At 68.6% G+C, this 15007-nt stretch carries 16 protein-coding genes; 11 read left to right on the top strand and 5 right to left on the bottom strand.

Annotated elements, in window-relative coordinates; genetic code table 11:
- Positions 1-125: 125 nt before the first annotated feature.
- Complete coding sequence (locus HNQ52_RS00890; protein ID WP_183958866.1) at positions 126-1532, top strand: class II fumarate hydratase; 1407 nt, start codon at positions 126-128, stop codon at positions 1530-1532.
- A gap of 142 nt (positions 1533-1674) precedes the next feature.
- Here HNQ52_RS00890 and HNQ52_RS00885 read toward each other — a convergent pair whose 3' ends face one another.
- From HNQ52_RS00885 to HNQ52_RS00870, 4 genes are read right to left on the bottom strand one after another with little or no spacing between them, the layout of a single operon-like run.
- The gene (locus HNQ52_RS00885; RefSeq protein WP_183958864.1) at positions 1675-2634 is read right to left on the bottom strand and encodes a hypothetical protein; all 960 of its coding nucleotides are present in this window, start codon (positions 2632-2634) and stop codon (positions 1675-1677) included.
- Positions 2631-3485 (bottom strand): ABC transporter ATP-binding protein, encoded by an 855-nt coding sequence (locus HNQ52_RS00880; protein ID WP_183958862.1) that lies wholly within the window; start codon positions 3483-3485, stop codon positions 2631-2633. Before HNQ52_RS00880 ends, HNQ52_RS00885 begins: the two co-directional genes overlap by 4 nt.
- Positions 3482-3856: a GntR family transcriptional regulator gene (locus tag HNQ52_RS00875; RefSeq protein WP_183958860.1), complete on the bottom strand. Its 375-nt coding sequence runs from the start codon at positions 3854-3856 to the stop codon at positions 3482-3484. Before HNQ52_RS00875 ends, HNQ52_RS00880 begins: the two co-directional genes overlap by 4 nt.
- 2 nt (positions 3857-3858) lie before the next feature.
- Positions 3859-4191 carry a hypothetical protein gene (locus HNQ52_RS00870; RefSeq protein WP_183958858.1) on the bottom strand — a complete coding sequence of 111 codons (333 nt, stop codon included), beginning with the start codon at positions 4189-4191 and terminating at the stop codon, positions 3859-3861.
- A 174-nt stretch (positions 4192-4365) separates the two neighbouring features.
- On the opposite strand from HNQ52_RS00870, the gene HNQ52_RS00865 reads away from it, so the two are divergent.
- The 10 genes from HNQ52_RS00865 (at position 4366) to HNQ52_RS00820 (ending at position 13209) form a co-directional block, all read left to right on the top strand.
- Positions 4366-4929 carry a glutathione peroxidase gene (locus HNQ52_RS00865; RefSeq protein ID WP_425486456.1) on the top strand — a complete coding sequence of 188 codons (564 nt, stop codon included), beginning with the start codon at positions 4366-4368 and terminating at the stop codon, positions 4927-4929.
- A gap of 201 nt (positions 4930-5130) precedes the next feature.
- Positions 5131-5841 carry a BamJ family beta-barrel-assembly machinery protein gene (gene bamJ / locus HNQ52_RS00860; protein ID WP_183958856.1) on the top strand — a complete coding sequence of 237 codons (711 nt, stop codon included), beginning with the start codon at positions 5131-5133 and terminating at the stop codon, positions 5839-5841.
- A gap of 136 nt (positions 5842-5977) precedes the next feature.
- Positions 5978-7333 carry a UDP-glucose dehydrogenase family protein gene (locus HNQ52_RS00855; protein WP_183958854.1) on the top strand — a complete coding sequence of 452 codons (1356 nt, stop codon included), beginning with the start codon at positions 5978-5980 and terminating at the stop codon, positions 7331-7333.
- Between the two features lie 10 nt (positions 7334-7343).
- Positions 7344-7553, top strand: a complete 210-nt coding sequence (locus HNQ52_RS00850; RefSeq protein ID WP_183958852.1) for a SlyX family protein — start codon at positions 7344-7346, stop codon at positions 7551-7553.
- A gap of 9 nt (positions 7554-7562) precedes the next feature.
- Complete coding sequence (locus tag HNQ52_RS00845; RefSeq protein WP_183958850.1) at positions 7563-8174, top strand: DUF2058 domain-containing protein; 612 nt, start codon at positions 7563-7565, stop codon at positions 8172-8174.
- 67 nt (positions 8175-8241) lie between these two features.
- Positions 8242-9357 (top strand): hypothetical protein, encoded by a 1116-nt coding sequence (locus tag HNQ52_RS00840; protein WP_183958848.1) that lies wholly within the window; start codon positions 8242-8244, stop codon positions 9355-9357.
- Positions 9358-9587: 230 nt separating this feature from the next.
- Complete coding sequence (locus HNQ52_RS00835; RefSeq protein WP_183958846.1) at positions 9588-10673, top strand: 3-deoxy-7-phosphoheptulonate synthase; 1086 nt, start codon at positions 9588-9590, stop codon at positions 10671-10673.
- Between the two features lie 94 nt (positions 10674-10767).
- Positions 10768-12030: an FAD-dependent oxidoreductase gene (locus tag HNQ52_RS00830; RefSeq protein ID WP_183958844.1), complete on the top strand. Its 1263-nt coding sequence runs from the start codon at positions 10768-10770 to the stop codon at positions 12028-12030.
- Between the two features lie 20 nt (positions 12031-12050).
- The gene (locus HNQ52_RS00825; protein ID WP_183959922.1) at positions 12051-12830 is read left to right on the top strand and encodes a HipA family kinase; all 780 of its coding nucleotides are present in this window, start codon (positions 12051-12053) and stop codon (positions 12828-12830) included.
- Complete coding sequence (locus HNQ52_RS00820) at positions 12808-13209, top strand: DUF3037 domain-containing protein (protein WP_183958842.1); 402 nt, start codon at positions 12808-12810, stop codon at positions 13207-13209. The genes HNQ52_RS00825 and HNQ52_RS00820 overlap by 23 nt, the downstream gene beginning before the upstream one ends.
- Positions 13210-13227: 18 nt before the next feature.
- Here the strand turns inward: HNQ52_RS00820 and HNQ52_RS00815 are convergent, their stop codons facing one another.
- Positions 13228-14994, bottom strand: a complete 1767-nt coding sequence (locus HNQ52_RS00815; RefSeq protein WP_183958840.1) for an ABC transporter transmembrane domain-containing protein — start codon at positions 14992-14994, stop codon at positions 13228-13230.
- Positions 14995-15007: the final 13 nt, after the last annotated feature.

Below are 15007 nucleotides of genomic sequence, written 5' to 3'. Positions count from 1 at the left end.
TGCGGTCGTCGTCGTGGCGCGGAGACGCGGGATTTTAGCGTGCATTGGCCGGCATGCGTGGCCTGTCATCGCGGCGCGGCATAATCGCCCGCAACCACGAAAACGACACGCAAGGACACCACCGCATGAAAACCCGCCTCGAACACGACAGCATGGGCGAGCTGCGCGTCCCCGCCGACGCGCTCTATGGCGCGCAGACCCAGCGCGCCGTGGACAACTTTCCGATCTCCGGCCTGCGCATGCCGCGCGAATTCCTGCGCGCGCTCGGGTTGATCAAGTCCGCCTGCGCCGGCGCCAACGAGCAGCTCGGTCACCTGGCGAAAGCGCAATCCGCCGCCATTCGCAAGGCGGCGGCGCGTGTGGTCGACGGCGAGGTCGACGCACACTTCCCGATCGACGTGTTCCAGACCGGCTCGGGCACATCGAGCAACATGAACGCCAACGAGGTGATCGCGGCGCTCGCCAACGGCAGCGGCAAGACAAAAACGGCGGTGCATCCGAACGATCACGTCAACATGGGCCAGAGCTCGAACGACGTGATCCCCACTGCCATCCAGGTCTCCGCCGTGCTCGCCGTGCGCGAGCGCCTGCTGCCGGCGCTGACCCACCTGCGCAAGACCATCGACGCGCGCGCCAAGGAGCTGGCGAAGGTGGTCAAGACCGGCCGCACCCATCTGATGGACGCGATGCCGATCACGTTCGGGCAGGAACTGTCGGGCTGGTCGGCGCAGATCGCCTCGGCGATCGAACGCCTGCACGACACGCGCAAGCGTCTGCGCCGCCTGCCGATCGGCGGCACCGCGGTCGGCACCGGCATCAATGCCGACGCGCGCTTCGGATCGCTCGTGGCCAGGCATCTCACCGAGTTGACCGACGTGAAGTTCGAGAGCGCGGACAACTACTTCGAGGGCATCTCGGCACAGGACGCGGCGGTGGAGTTGTCCGGCCAGCTCAACACGCTGGCCTGCGCGCTGATGAAGATCGCCAACGATCTGCGCTGGATGAATTCCGGGCCGCTCGCCGGGCTGGGCGAGATCGAGCTGCCGGCGCTGCAGCCGGGTTCGTCGATCATGCCGGGCAAGGTGAATCCGGTGATTCCCGAGGCGACTGCGATGGTGTGCGCGCAGGTCATGGGCAGTCACACGACCATCACCGTGGCCGGGCAGAGCGGCAACTTCCAGCTCAACGTGATGCTGCCGGTGATCGCCTACAACCTGCTGCAGTCGATCGATCTGCTGGCGAATGTATCGATGCAGCTGGCCGACACGGCGATTGCCGGATTCCGCGTGCGCACCGATCGCATCAAGGACGCGCTGGAGCGCAACCCGATCCTCGTGACCGCGCTGAACCCGGTCATCGGCTATGAAAAGGGCGCCGCCACCGCGAAGCAGGCCTACCGGGAAGGCCGTCCGATCCTCGATGTGGCCCGGGAAACCACCGGCTTGTCGGAGGCGGAGCTGCGCAAGCTGCTCGATCCGGCGGCGCTTGCCAAAGGGGGCATTCACGGCAAGCCGGGGGGCGGCGCGGGCTGAGGGTCTGGCATCGCACCGCATGCGTGTGGTGCCCCCGCACAGGTTGCACGAAAAAAAGGCCGCACATCGCTGTGCGGCCTTGCTCGGAAACGGAACGGGCGACCGACACCGACCAGCAGCCGCGCCCCGTTACCGCATCGCGTCAGCCCTCGTCGCGCTTGCGGCGGAAATACACCGCGCCGGCCAGCATGGCCAGACCGGCCACCGCGCCGATCCACAGATCCGCCGTGCCCAATGCCGCATAGGCGTTGCCGAGGTCGAACAGGCGGGCGAAGTCGTCCGGGCCCTGGAAGTTGTCGTCGATCCCGGAGGTGTCGAGCCACGAGCCCGGCATTAGCGACAGCAGCAATCGCGCCACCACGTTCTTCCAGAACCAGGCGTCGGGCACCGTCAGACTCTGCATCAGGTCGAACCAGCTCACCATGATGCCCAGACCGATCGGAATCGCCAGCGCCCACAGGAACGGCTTGCTGCGTGCCCATGCCGAACACAGCATCAGCCAGCCCACGCTCGGCAGCGCCCACAGCGCCGCCAGCGGGATGTAGGCCAGCATCTGCGCCGCGGCTTTCCACGGCCCGGCCTGCAGCCACACCAGCGTGATCGGATTCATGCCGTAGTAGCCCACGTACGCGCTCAGCAGCACAAGGAACGCAAGGCCGGTGGCGATTGCGGCGACGGTGGAAATCAGCGGCACCACCAGCAGCGCGGTCACCGCCTTCGACGCCACCGTCTCGAGGTTGGACAGCGGCAGCGACTTCCAGAACAGCACGCTGCGGTCCTTCCTGTCGTCGTACAGCGCGCCCAGGCAGTAGAAAAACAGCACGAAGAACGTCACCACAAAGATCAACCCTGGCACCGTGTACATCGCGATCTGCAGGCCGGTGCCGAGCATGTGCATCTGCTCGCCGGTGAGGTGGCTTGTGACCGCATCCATGCCGAAGAACTTCGGGTCGACGTTGGCGCGGTGCATCGACACCTCGCCCACCACGATGCCCATCGTGAACAGCACGAGCGAGATGACGCCGACGATGATCGGCGCCCAGAAAAAGCCGCCGCGGTGTTCCCAGAACTCCCGCTTCAGGAGCCAGGCGAAAGTGTTCATGCGTAGGCTCCTTTCATGGTGGCGACGAACAGGTCGGCGACGTTCGGTGGCCGGGTTTCGCCCAGCGCGGCCAGTTGCGCTTTCGGCACGTTGTCGAACAGGAAGATCGATTTGCCGAACACCTGGCGTTCGTCGAGCGGATTGAGCGCACGCGCGCCGGCGGCGCGTTCGGCCGGCACCATCACCTCGGTGAAGCGCTCGGCGACTTCGTCCATCGTGGCCGAGAGCGCGATCTTCCCGTTCTGGATGAAGATCAGATCGGTGAGGATGTGCTCGATCTCCTCCACCTGGTGCGTGGTGACGATGATGGTCTTTTCTTGGTCGAAGTAGTCGTTGAGCAGGTGCTGGTAGAACTGCTTGCGGTAGATGATGTCCAGGCCCAGCGTGGGCTCGTCGAGCACCAGCAGCTTCGCGTCGATGGCCATCACCAGCGCCAGGTGCAGCTGCACGATCATGCCCTTGGACATCTCGCGCACGCGCTGGCCGGGCTTGAGCTGGGTCTTCGCGAGCAGCGCTTCGGCCTTGGCGCGCGAGAAGCGCGGATGCACGCCTTCGACGAAATCGACGGCCTCGCGCACCCGGATCCAGCGCGGCAGAACCGCGACGTCGGCGATGAAGCAGACGTCCTTCATCAGGTCGTCGCGCTGGCTGCGCGGATCCATGCCGAGCACGGAGAGTTCGCCGTCGAAATCGGCCAGTCCGAGTATGGCCTTGAGCGCGGTGGTCTTGCCGGCACCGTTGGGCCCGATCAGGCCGACGATGCGGCCGGCGTCGATGCTGAAGTTGGTGCTGTCCAGCGCGATCTTGCTGCCGTACTTCTTGCTGAGGTTGCGGGCGACGATGGCGCTCATGAACGGGTCTCCGGCTGCGGGGCGGCATCGCGCATCAGCTGGTCCATGCGCAGGCCGAGGCGCGCGATGCGCTCGACCACCAGCGGCCATTCATCGCGCAGGAACCGCTCGCGCTCGCTCGCCAGCAGTTTTTCCGGCGCCCCATCGGTGACGTACATGCCAAGCCCTCGTCGTTTTTCCACCAGCGATTCGTCGGCCAGTTCCTGATAGGCACGCGAAACGGTGATGGGGTTGAGTTGAAAATCCGCCGCCACCTGGCGGACCGAAGGCAGGGCATCGCCCGGCTTGAGCACGCCGTCGAGCATCATCGCGACGACGCGTTCCTTCAGTTGCAGGTAGATCGGCGTGGTGTCGTTCCAGGTCACGGACATGCTTACGACTCCTGTGGCGGACGCGGCAGGAACGACGCGAACGAGAAGTAGGGCATGCCGAGCACCGGGCGCGCGTTCCTCTGACGCCGCGCCTGCGGCTGGCGTGACGGCTCGGCGGCGGCGTCCTGCGCCTCCGCCTCGTCCAGTTCGGCGCTGGCGTGCGCGATCGACACGGTGGCGTTGAGCAACGCGAGCGCGATGCGTGCTTCGGGCGACAGCGTGCGCGCGCTGTCGGCCTGCGCCGGCCGCAGCGGCTCGCTGAAAAAGGCGCCGCCGACCACGAAGGCGAGAACGGCGCTCAGGGCGATGATGGAGTTGCGGAACTTGGTGTGCATGGCAGCCATCCGGCGTGAGGTGGTGTAACGGGTCGGTGTTGTAGTTAACTATAACACTAAAAAATGGCCTGTCAACGGTTTCTTGCGTTGCATTGCCCCGGCGTCGGGCGGGGACTACGCTGGGCCAGCACACCGGCCCTCATGCCGGTGCAGATGCTTGAAATCATTGAGTTCATGGAGTCCACCTTGAAAACGATCGCCGTCGTTGCCGCGCTGCTGCTGGCAAGCGCCCCCGCCTGGGCCTGCCCGGACTTGCTGAACCGCGACTATCGGCCGCTCGCCGGCAAGCAGCCCACCAGCCTGTGCCAGTACGAGGGCAAGGTGCTTCTCGTGGTGAACACGGCGAGCAAATGCGGTTTCACCCCGCAATACGAGGGACTCGAAGCGCTGCACGCGCGGCTGGCCGAGCGCGGATTTGCCGTGCTGGGCTTTCCGTCGAACGACTTCATGGGCCAGGAGCCCGGGAGCGAGGCGGAGATCCAGGAGTTCTGCACGCTGACCTACGGGGTGAAGTTCCCGATGTTCGAGAAGGTGCACGTGGTCGGCGACGAGGTGACGCCGCTGTACCGCGATCTGGAGCAAGCCACCGGCGAAGCTCCCGGCTGGAACTTCCACAAGTACCTGATCGATCGCAGCGGCAAGCCGGTGGGCAGCTTCGGCAGCCGTACCAAGCCTGACGATGCCGCACTGCTCGAACGGATCGAGGCACTGCTCGCGGCCGAACCGGCCGCAGGCTGAACGCGCGCGGGCTTCGACGGAACCGCAGCCGCAAGGCCCGGTCGGAGGCAGGTCATCCACAGCAGCTTGCCGCGCCCGTGCCGTTGCGCGGTCGGGAACGCGGCCCCACAATACGCCGCCTCTCGTGCGCGCTCGCGGCGCGCACTTCATCACGTCTCACCCCCAGCACGTCTCCCCCCGCTTTCCTTTCCGGAGTACTCGATGAATCGTCGTTTCCTGCGTCAAAATCTGCTGGCCGCCGCTGCCGTGGCCGCGCTCGGTGTGTCCGGCGTCGCCGTCTCCCAGACCAAGCTCGAGACGGAGAAAGACAAGGTCAGCTACATGGTCGGCATGCAGGTCGGCGGTTCGCTCTCGCAGATCAAGGACGAGATCGACATCGCCGTCGTCGTGAAGGCGCTCGAAGCCACGCTCAAGGGCGAAACCCCGGCACTGACCCAGGCCGAAGCGATGGAAGTGCAGAAGGCGTTCGCCGAGCGCCTGCAGAAGAAGCAGGCCGCCGCCCAGCAGGAAGCGGCCACCAAGAACAAGACCGAGGGTGAAGCCTTCCTCGCCGCCAACAAGAGCAAGCCGGGCGTGAAGACCACCGCCTCCGGCCTGCAGTACCAGGTGATGACCGAAGGCAAGGGCCCCAAGCCCGCCGCCACCGATACGGTCAAGGTGCACTACGTCGGCACCACGCTGTCGGGCGAGGAATTCGACAGCTCGGTCAAGCGCGGCGAGCCGGCGCAGTTCGCGCTCAACGCCGTGATCCCGGGCTGGACCGAAGCGCTGCAGCTGATGCCGGTCGGCAGCAAGTACACGCTGTGGATCCCGTCGAATCTTGCCTACGGCGACCGCGGCACGCCGGGCCCGATCGGTCCGAATGCCACGCTGAAGTTCGAAGTGGAGCTGCTCGAGATCGTCAAGCAGTAAGCGACGCGTCCGTTCCGAAACGACGGCCGGCGGGGCGACCCGCCGGCCGTTTTCGTTTGTGCGCGCGAGACGCGTCGCTCATCTGCCGCCGCCAGCCGCTATCATCCGCGCCCCACCCGACATTGCGAATCGACCGATGCGCGTATCCATCTTTGGCACAGGCTATGTGGGCCTGGTCACCGGCACCTGCCTCGCGGAGGTCGGCAACCAGGTCACCTGCGTCGACATCGACGCGGCCAAGGTCGAGGGCCTGCGTCGCGGCGAGATGCCGATCTACGAGCCGGGGCTCGACACGCTCGTTGTCGACAATCATGCGGCCGGGCGGCTGTCCTTCACCACCGATGCGGCGTCCGCCATCGCATCGGCCGAGATCGTCTTCATCGCCGTGGGCACGCCGCCGGACGAGGATGGCAGCGCGGACCTGCGCCATGTGCTGGCGGTCGCGCGAACCATCGGCCAGCACCTCACGCGTACGGCGGTGATCGTCAACAAGTCGACCGTGCCGGTGGGCACCGCCGACCGCGTGCGCGACGCAATCCGCACCGAGCTCGATCGGCGTGGCCTGGATCTCGCCTTCGACGTGGCCTCCAATCCCGAATTCCTCAAGGAAGGCGACGCGGTGAAGGACTGCATGCGTCCCGACCGCATCGTCATCGGCTCCGACAGCCGCCGCGCCATCGAACAGCTCAAGCGCCTGTACGCGCCGTTCAACCGCAACCACGAGCGCATCGTGCAGATGGACGTGCGCTCGGCCGAGCTGACCAAGTACGCGGCCAACGCCCTGCTCGCGACCAAGATCAGCTTCATGAACGAGATGGCGAACATCGCCGAACGCGTCGGCGCCGACATCGAGATGGTGCGTCACGGCATCGGTTCGGACCCGCGTATCGGCTATTCCTTCATCTACCCGGGCGCGGGGTACGGCGGTTCGTGTTTCCCCAAGGACGTGCAGGCGCTGGAGCGCACCGCGCGCCAGTACCGCTACGAGGCGAAGCTGCTCGGTGCGGTGGAGGCGGTGAACCGTGCGCAGAAGCAGGTGCTCTTCGCGCGCATGCACGAACATTTCGAAGGCCGTCTGGTCGGCCGCACCGTCGCGGTCTGGGGGCTTGCGTTCAAGCCCAACACCGACGACATGCGCGAAGCCTCCAGCCGCGCGCTGCTCGACGCGCTTTGGTCGGCCGGTGCCACCGTGCGCGCCTACGATCCGGAGGCGATGCACGAAGCCGCGCGCATCTTCGGCAAACGCGACGACCTGGTGCTGTGCGACAGCGCGGACGCCGCGCTCGACGGCGCCGACGCGCTCGCCGTGGTCACCGAGTGGAAGGCCTTCTGGAGCCCGGATTTCGCCCGCATCGCCGCCGCGCTGCGGCAACCGGTGATCTTCGATGGCCGCAACATCTACGACCCGGCCGCGGTGGAAGCGGCGGGCATCGCGTACTACGGCATCGGGCGCGGGCGCTCGGTGCGTACGCCGGCCGCGGCGCAGCGCTAGAATCCGTCCCATGGACAACGAACCGCGCTGGATCGAACTGGAGACCCGACTCGCCTTCCAGGAACACACGCTCGGCGAGCTGAGCCGGATCGTGCACGAGCAGCGCATCGACATCGACGCGTTGCGATTGCGCCTGGACCGCGCCTTGTCCGACCTCGGTTCGCTGCGCGATTCGCTCGCCGGCGACGCTGCCCCCGAGCCCCCGCCGCCGCATTATTGAGCCGCACCGATGACCGATTCGCTGAAGGATCAGCTGTTGAAGCTGGGGTTCAAGAGTGCGCCGCGCGAGGAGCGTCGTCCGCCGCCGCAGTCCCGGCCTGCGCGCCACGAAGCGGGCAAGCAGGGGCCGCAGCAACGCAAGGACCAACCGGCGCAGCGCGCGACGCGACCGCCGTCGGGCGGGCCTCGGACGCAGGGCGAGATCGATCTGGCCAAGGCCTACGCGATCCGCTCGCAGCGCGAGAAGGACGAGCGCATCGCGGCCGAGAAGCGCAAGCAGGAAGAAGCGGCACGACGCCGCGAAGGCAAGACGAAACTGGCCGAGCTCCTGAAGACCGCATCGCGCAACGTGCCCGAGGCCGACATCGCGCGCCATTTCGAGTACGGCGGCAAGATCCGTCGCGTCTATGTCACGGCCGAACAGCTGCGTCAGGTCAACGCCGGCGAGCTGGCCGTCGTGCAACTGGGCGGGCGCTATCATCTGGTGTCGCCGGACGATGCGCGGGCAGCCGAGGCGATGCTCGCCGGGGCGCTTGCGCTGCTGGTGGATCCGGACGCACCCGCGCCGGAGGTGGATTACGCGGATCCGAAGTACCAGGTGCCGGACGATCTCGTCTGGTAGGCGGCCCGGCGGACGCGTCCGCCGCGTGTGTCTGTTCGATGCGATGCTCGCTGCACGGGAGGCATGGATGGACGTTCGATGCATCGGCTGCGGCCTGTGGGCCCTGCTGTTCGCGGCCACCGCGCAGGCCGCGTCGCCGCCGCGGTTTCCCGCCGGTTCGGTCTGGCATCAGTCGATCGCCGATGCGGACGTGCACCCGCAGTCCGGCGCGATGCTTGCCCGCCTGCAGACGCTCGGCGGCTGGGGCAACGGCAATCGCATGCAGATCGATTTTTCCTTCCACGTCCAGCACGTGCCGCCGGGCGAGGATCCGCCGCGCTATCCGGTGGTGCCGCACGCGGTCTACGACGACTACTACAGCCCCGATTGCGAAGCGCCCGGCAGCACGATGCCGGTGCCCGCGGGCGCCGCCTTCGAAGGGCAGGGCGGCCTGCAGTGCGACAACGACTGCAGCGACGACGAATGCGAGGATTGCCACCTGATCGTGGTGGAAAACGCGCTCGTCTACGAGCTCTACAACGGCAACTTCGACGGTGCACGGCTCGACGCGCTGTGCCTGGCGGTGTGGGACACCAGCGTCGTCTATCCGCCCGAGGGTCGCGGCGAGCACTGCACCAGCGCCGATGCCGCGGGGTTCCCGATCGCGGCGCTGCTGCCCAATGCCGACGGCGTGGCCGCCGCCGCAACGCAACCGGACGGCGATCTGGGTCACGCGATCCGCTTCATCCTGCCGAACGCACGCATGGCCAGCGACGCCAGCCTCGGCGGCAGCGACGGCAAGCTCTATGTGCGTCCCGCAAGCCACGCGGGCGGACCGAGCGGCCCGGCGGAAACCGTGCCGTACGGCGCGCGCCTGCGCCTGCGCGCCGATTTCGACATGACCGGCTACAACGCCCCCGCGCGCGCGATCCTGCGCACGATGCAGCGCTACGGCATCGTGCTGGCGGACGGCGGCAACATCGCGCTCACCTTCGAGAGCGACCGCTTCACCGAAGCGACGTGGGACGAGTTGGACATCACGCCACACATCTTCTGGGACGGCGATCCCGGCGATCGAACGCCGTTGGCGGTGACGGATTTCGCCGTGATCGACACCGGTCCGCGCATCGCCGAAACCTACGACTGCGTGCGCAGCAGCGTGGTGCCCGGCGCCGGCGTGTTCGCCGACGGCTTCGAGGGATGAGCCGGCGCGCACGGTTTGCAATGGCCGAAAACTGTGCTAACAATGCAGCCATGATCTCCGTCTGCCGTCGCTACTGGTCGTTTTATTTTGGGCTTCCGGCCAAGGCGGAGGACGAGACGCGTTCGACCTGATCCCACGATCACACAGAATCCCTCGAAAGCCGCCAGCAGCCCTGGCGGCTTTTTTGTTGCCCGCGATTTTTCCCGCCGTTTCCAGCCAGGACCCACGCCATGCACCGCCACACCGACGACCTGCGCATCCGCGACCTCCGTCCGTTGAGCACGCCCGCCCAGGTCATGGGCGAGATCGAATGCGGCGAGATCGCCGCCGCCACCGTCAGCGCCGCGCGCCACGCGCTGCACGCCATCCTCCAGGGCAACGACGACCGCCTCGCGGTAGTGGTCGGCCCGTGTTCGATCCACGATCCTGTCGCCGCGCTGGAGTACGCACAGCGCCTGCGGCACGAGCGCGACCGCCTCGGCGCGGATCTGGAAATCGTCATGCGCGTCTATTTCGAGAAGCCGCGCACCACGGTCGGCTGGAAAGGCCTCATCAACGATCCGGGCCTGGACGACAGCTTCGACATCAACCGCGGCCTGCGCGTGGCGCGCGGCCTGCTGCGCGACGTGAACGCGCTGGGCCTGCCGGCCGGCTGCGAGTTCCTCGACATGATCACGCCGCAGTACATCGCCGACCTCGTGGCCTGGGGCGCGATCGGCGCGCGCACCACCGAGAGCCAGGTGCATCGCGAGATGGCATCGGGCCTGTCGTGCCCGGTCGGATTCAAGAACGGCACCGACGGCAACGTGAAGATCGCCGCCGACGCGGTGCAGGCGGCGATGCACTCGCACCATTTCCTGGCGGTGACGAAGGACGGCCGCTCGGCCATCGCCACCACGGCGGGCAACGCCGATTGCCACGTCATCCTGCGCGGCGGCAGCACGCCGAACTTCGATGCGGCCGGCGTCGCGGCCGCGAGCGCGCTGCTGCACAGGGCCGGCCTCGTGCCGCGCCTGATGATCGACGCCAGCCACGCGAACAGTGGCAAGAAGCCCGAAAACCAGCCACGCGTGATCGATAACGTGGCGCAGCAGCTCGAAGCGGGCGAACGTCGCGTCATCGGCGTGATGATCGAAAGCCACCTCGTCGCCGGACGGCAGGATCCGATGCCCGGTCGCGCGTTGACCTACGGCCAGAGCATCACCGACGGCTGCATTGGCTGGGATGACACCGTGGCCGTGCTCGACCGCCTTGCCGCCGCGGTGCGGGCACGGCGCAGCGCCCCGGCGTCGGAGGCCGCGGTGAAGGCGGCATGAGCGACGCGCAGCGTTCCGGCCCCGGGGCGCGGGCGCCAGCGCCACCGCCCAAGGCGACTTGTTCGGCGTGGTCGGCGCCTGCGATCCTGCCGCCATGACCGATCCGCTGCGCATCGCCATCGTGGGTTACGGCACGGCCGGGCAGGCCTGTGCGGCGCTGCTCGCCCGGCGGGGACACGCGCTCGATGTGTTCGAACGCGCGCCGATGCTCGGCCCGGTCGGCGCCGGCCTGCTGCTGCAGCCCACGGGCATGGCCGTGCTGCACGGCCTCGGCGTGCTGGACGATGCGATCCGCAGCGGCCGCATCGTGCGCCGGCTGTTCGGCGACACGTGCGCGGGACGCTGCGTGATGGACATGCGCTACAGCGAGCTCGATGCGCGGCTGTTCGGTGTCGGAATCCAGCGCGGAGCGCTGTTCGAACTGCTCGGCCGCGCGTGGCCGGGACGTGCCGGCGTGCGCTGCGGCACGCGCGTGGTGGCGGTCGATGCGGAACGCGGCCTCGTGCGCAGCGCCACGGGCGAGGCGTTCGGTCCGTACGACCTCGTGCTCGTCGCCGACGGCGCGGCCTCGACGCTGCGCGGCGCCACCGGGCCTGCACGCATCGACCAGCCGTATCCGTGGGGCGCATTGTGGTGCCTGGTGCCGATGGGCGACTGGCCGCACGCGGACGAACTGCGGCAACGCTATCTCGCCGCGCGCAAGATGATCGGGCTGCTGCCGGTCGGCACGCGTCCCGACGATCCGGTGCCGCGCCTGAGCTTCTTCTGGAGCCTGCCGATGCAGTCGATGGCGGGGTGGGAAACCGACGGCATCGACGCATGGAAGGCCGAGCTCGCCGCGCTGTGGCCGGACGTGCTGCCGCGCCTCGCGCAGGTGACGGCCACGACGCAGCTGGCGCGCGCCAGCTACCGCGACGCCGCACCGCGCGCCTGGCATCGCGGTCGCGTGGTGCTGGTGGGCGACGCCGCACACGCGATGAGTCCGCAGCTGGGGCAGGGCGTCAACATGGCGCTGATGGATGCGCAGGCGCTCGATGCCGCACTCGCGGCGCACGCGTGCGTCGCGCAGGCGCTCGGCGCCTACGAACGCGAACGGCGTGCGCACGTGGGCATCTACCATTTCTGGAGCCGCTGGCTCACGCCGATCTTCCAGTCCGACCTGGACACGCTCGCCGCGCTGCGCGATCGCCTGTTCCATCCGCTCGGCCGCCTGCCGGGCGGGCGCGGCACCATGCTGCGCGTGCTCAGCGGCACGCAGCGTGGCTGGCTCGGCCGCCTGCGTCTGCACGAGGACCTGCTCGCGACACTCGCACGTCATGCGGATGCCGATGCGCGGTCTGCGACAATGCCGGCATGAGCGTTCCGCCGTTCCGTCCGCTGCGCACCGTCTGCGCCAGCCGCTACGTCACGCCCCTGCGCGAGGGCGGATCGCTGCCGGCCATCGTCGAGGCGGACGACGCCGGACTGTACGTGCTCAAGTTCCGCGGCGCGGGGCAGGGGCCAAAGGCGCTGGTCGCCGAACTGGTCGCGGGCGAGATCGCGCGTGCGCTCGGCCTGCCGGTGCCCGAGATCGTGTTCGTCGAACTTGATGCGGAGCTCGCGCGCACCGAGCCCGATCCGGAAATCCAGTCGCTGATCCGCGCCAGCGCCGGGCTCAACCTCGCGCTCGACTACCTCCCGGGGTCGGTGACGTTCGATCCGGCCATCGTCGAGCCCGACGGCGCGCTTGCCTCGTCGATCGTGTGGTTCGACGCGTTCGTCAGCAACGTCGACCGTACCGCGCGCAACAGCAACATGCTGCTGTGGCATCGGCGCCTGTGGCTGATCGACCACGGCGCGGCGCTGTATTTCCACCACGGCTGGGATGCGCGGATCGTCGATCGCGCCACGGCCCCGTTCGCACTGGTGCGCGACCACGTGCTGTTGCCGTTCGCCGATCGCCTGGAACAGGTCGATGCGGCGCTCGCCGCGATGCTCGATCCGGACCGCGTGCGCGAGATCGTGGCACAGGTGCCCGAGCGCTGGCTCGACGGCGACAGTGCCTTCGGCACGCCCGAGGCCCAGCGCGCGGCCTATGTCGCGTACTTCTGCCGGCGCCTGGAGGCGCCGCGCGCCTTCGTGCAGGAGGCCGTGCGTGCACGCTCCGCACACGTATGACTATGCCATCGTGCGCGTGGTGCCGCGCGTGGAGCGCGGCGAGTTCGTCAACGTCGGCGTCATCGTGTCGTGCCACGCACAGCGGCACCTCGCGGCGCGCATCGAGCTGGACGCGGCGCGGCTGCGCGCGCTCGCCCCGGGCATCGACGTGCAGTTCGTCGCCGACGCGCTGGCGGCGATTCCGCGCATCTGCGCCGGGGGCCGCGAGGCGGGACCGCTCGGAGCGTTGACGCTGCGCGAACGCTTCCACTGGCTCACCGCGCCGCGCAGCACCGTGGTGCAGACCTCGCCCGTGCACAGCGGACAATGCCGCAACCTCGATCAGGCGATGGAACACCTGCTGACGACGATGGTGCGGGTGGACGGCGGCGCGGCCTGATCGGACGCGCCTGCGCGCTCAGACGCTGAACTGCAGCCGCGCGAGCTCCGCATAGAGCCCGCCCTGCGCGATCAGCGCCTCGTGCGTGCCCTCGGCGACGATGCGACCGTGGTCGAGCACGACGATGCGGTCCGCCTGGCGCACCGTGGCGAGGCGGTGGGCGATGACGAGCGTGGTGCGGCCCGCCATCAGGCGTTCGAGCGCCTGCTGGATCGCGCGTTCGCTCTGTGCGTCGAGCGCGCTGGTGGCCTCGTCGAGCAGCAGCACCGGCGCATCCTTGAGCACCGCGCGCGCGATCGCGATGCGCTGCTGCTGGCCGCCGGACAGGCGCACACCGCGTTCGCCCAGGTACGTGCGGTAACCGTCCGGCAGCGCGGCGAGGAACTCGTGCGCCTCAGCGCTCTTCGCCGCGGCGATGACGGCGGCTTCGTCCGCATCGAGACGGCCATAGCGGATATTGTCGGCAGCGTCGGCGCCGAACAGCATCGGATCCTGCGGCACCAGCGCGATCTGTTCGCGCAGCCGCTGCGGATCGACCTGGCGCAGGTCGAGGCCATCGAGCGTGATGCTGCCGGACGCGGGATCGTAGAAGCGCAGCAGCAGCTGCAGCACGGTGCTCTTGCCGGCCCCCGACGGGCCCACCAGTGCCACGGTTTCGCCCGGGCGCACGTGCAGCGTGAAATCCTGCAACGCCGCGGTGTCCGGGCGGCTCGGATAGTGGAACGTGACCTTGTCGAAATGCAGCTCGCCGACGGCCCGCGCCGGCAACGACATCGGCTGCGGCGGTGCCGTGATGCGCGCGGGTTCGGCCAGCAGTTCGTCGATGCGGCCCATGCCGCCGCCGGCGCGCTGGAGCTCTGCCCACACTTCGGTGAGCGCCCCGACCGAGCCCGCGCCGATCACCGCGTACAGCACGAATTGCCCGAGCGTTCCCGCCGTCATCGTGCCGGCGATCACGTCCTGTGCGCCGGTCCACAGCACGGCCGTGATCGCGCCAAACACCAGCAGGATCACCACGCAGGTCAGCGCGGCCTGGGTCCGGATGCGGCGTCTGGCGCTGCCGATGGCCAGCTGCACCGCGCCCGCAAAACGTTCGAGTTCGAACGGTTCGCGCGCGTAACTCTGCACGGTGTGCATCGCGCCGAGCGTCTCGCTGGCGCGCGCGTTCGCGTCGGCGACGCGATCCTGGCTGTCGCGCGACTGTTTCTGCACGCGCCGTCCGTACAGCACGATCGGCAGGATCACCACCGGAATGCCGATCGCGGCCAGCCCCGCGAGGCGCGGGCTGGTCCACGCCAGCGCCGCGGCACTGCCGACGAAGGTGACCACGCTGCGCAGCGCCACCGAAACCGTCGATCCGACCACGCCACGCAACAGCTCGGTGTCGGCCGCGAGCCGGCTGACGAGTTCGCCGGCGCGGGTGCGCTCGAAAAAGCCCATGTCCAGCGCCAGAAGCCGGCCGAAGACGCGTTCGCGCAGGTCGGCCACCACGCGTTCGCCGAGCAGCGCGATGCAGTAGAAGCGGCCCGCCGTGGCAACTGCGAGCACCGCCGCGACGGCGAACAATCCGCCGAACCAGCGATCGATGCTCGATGCATCGCTGGCGCTGAAGCCGTGGTCGATCATCAGGCGCACGGCCACCGGCAGCAGCAGGGTCGCGCCGGACGACAGCGCCAGGAATCCCAGCCAGCCGGCGATGAGTCCGCGGTACGGGCGCAGGAACGGCAGCAGCGTGCGCAGCGCGGCAAACGGGCGCGGGGAACGGGCAGGGTCGGGATCGGTCACGGGCGTTCGGGCG

The organism is Chiayiivirga flava, from assembly GCF_014202825.1.
Classification (GTDB): domain Bacteria; phylum Pseudomonadota; class Gammaproteobacteria; order Xanthomonadales; family Xanthomonadaceae; genus Chiayiivirga; species Chiayiivirga flava.
This window is presented reverse-complemented; position numbering and strand designations above follow the sequence as displayed.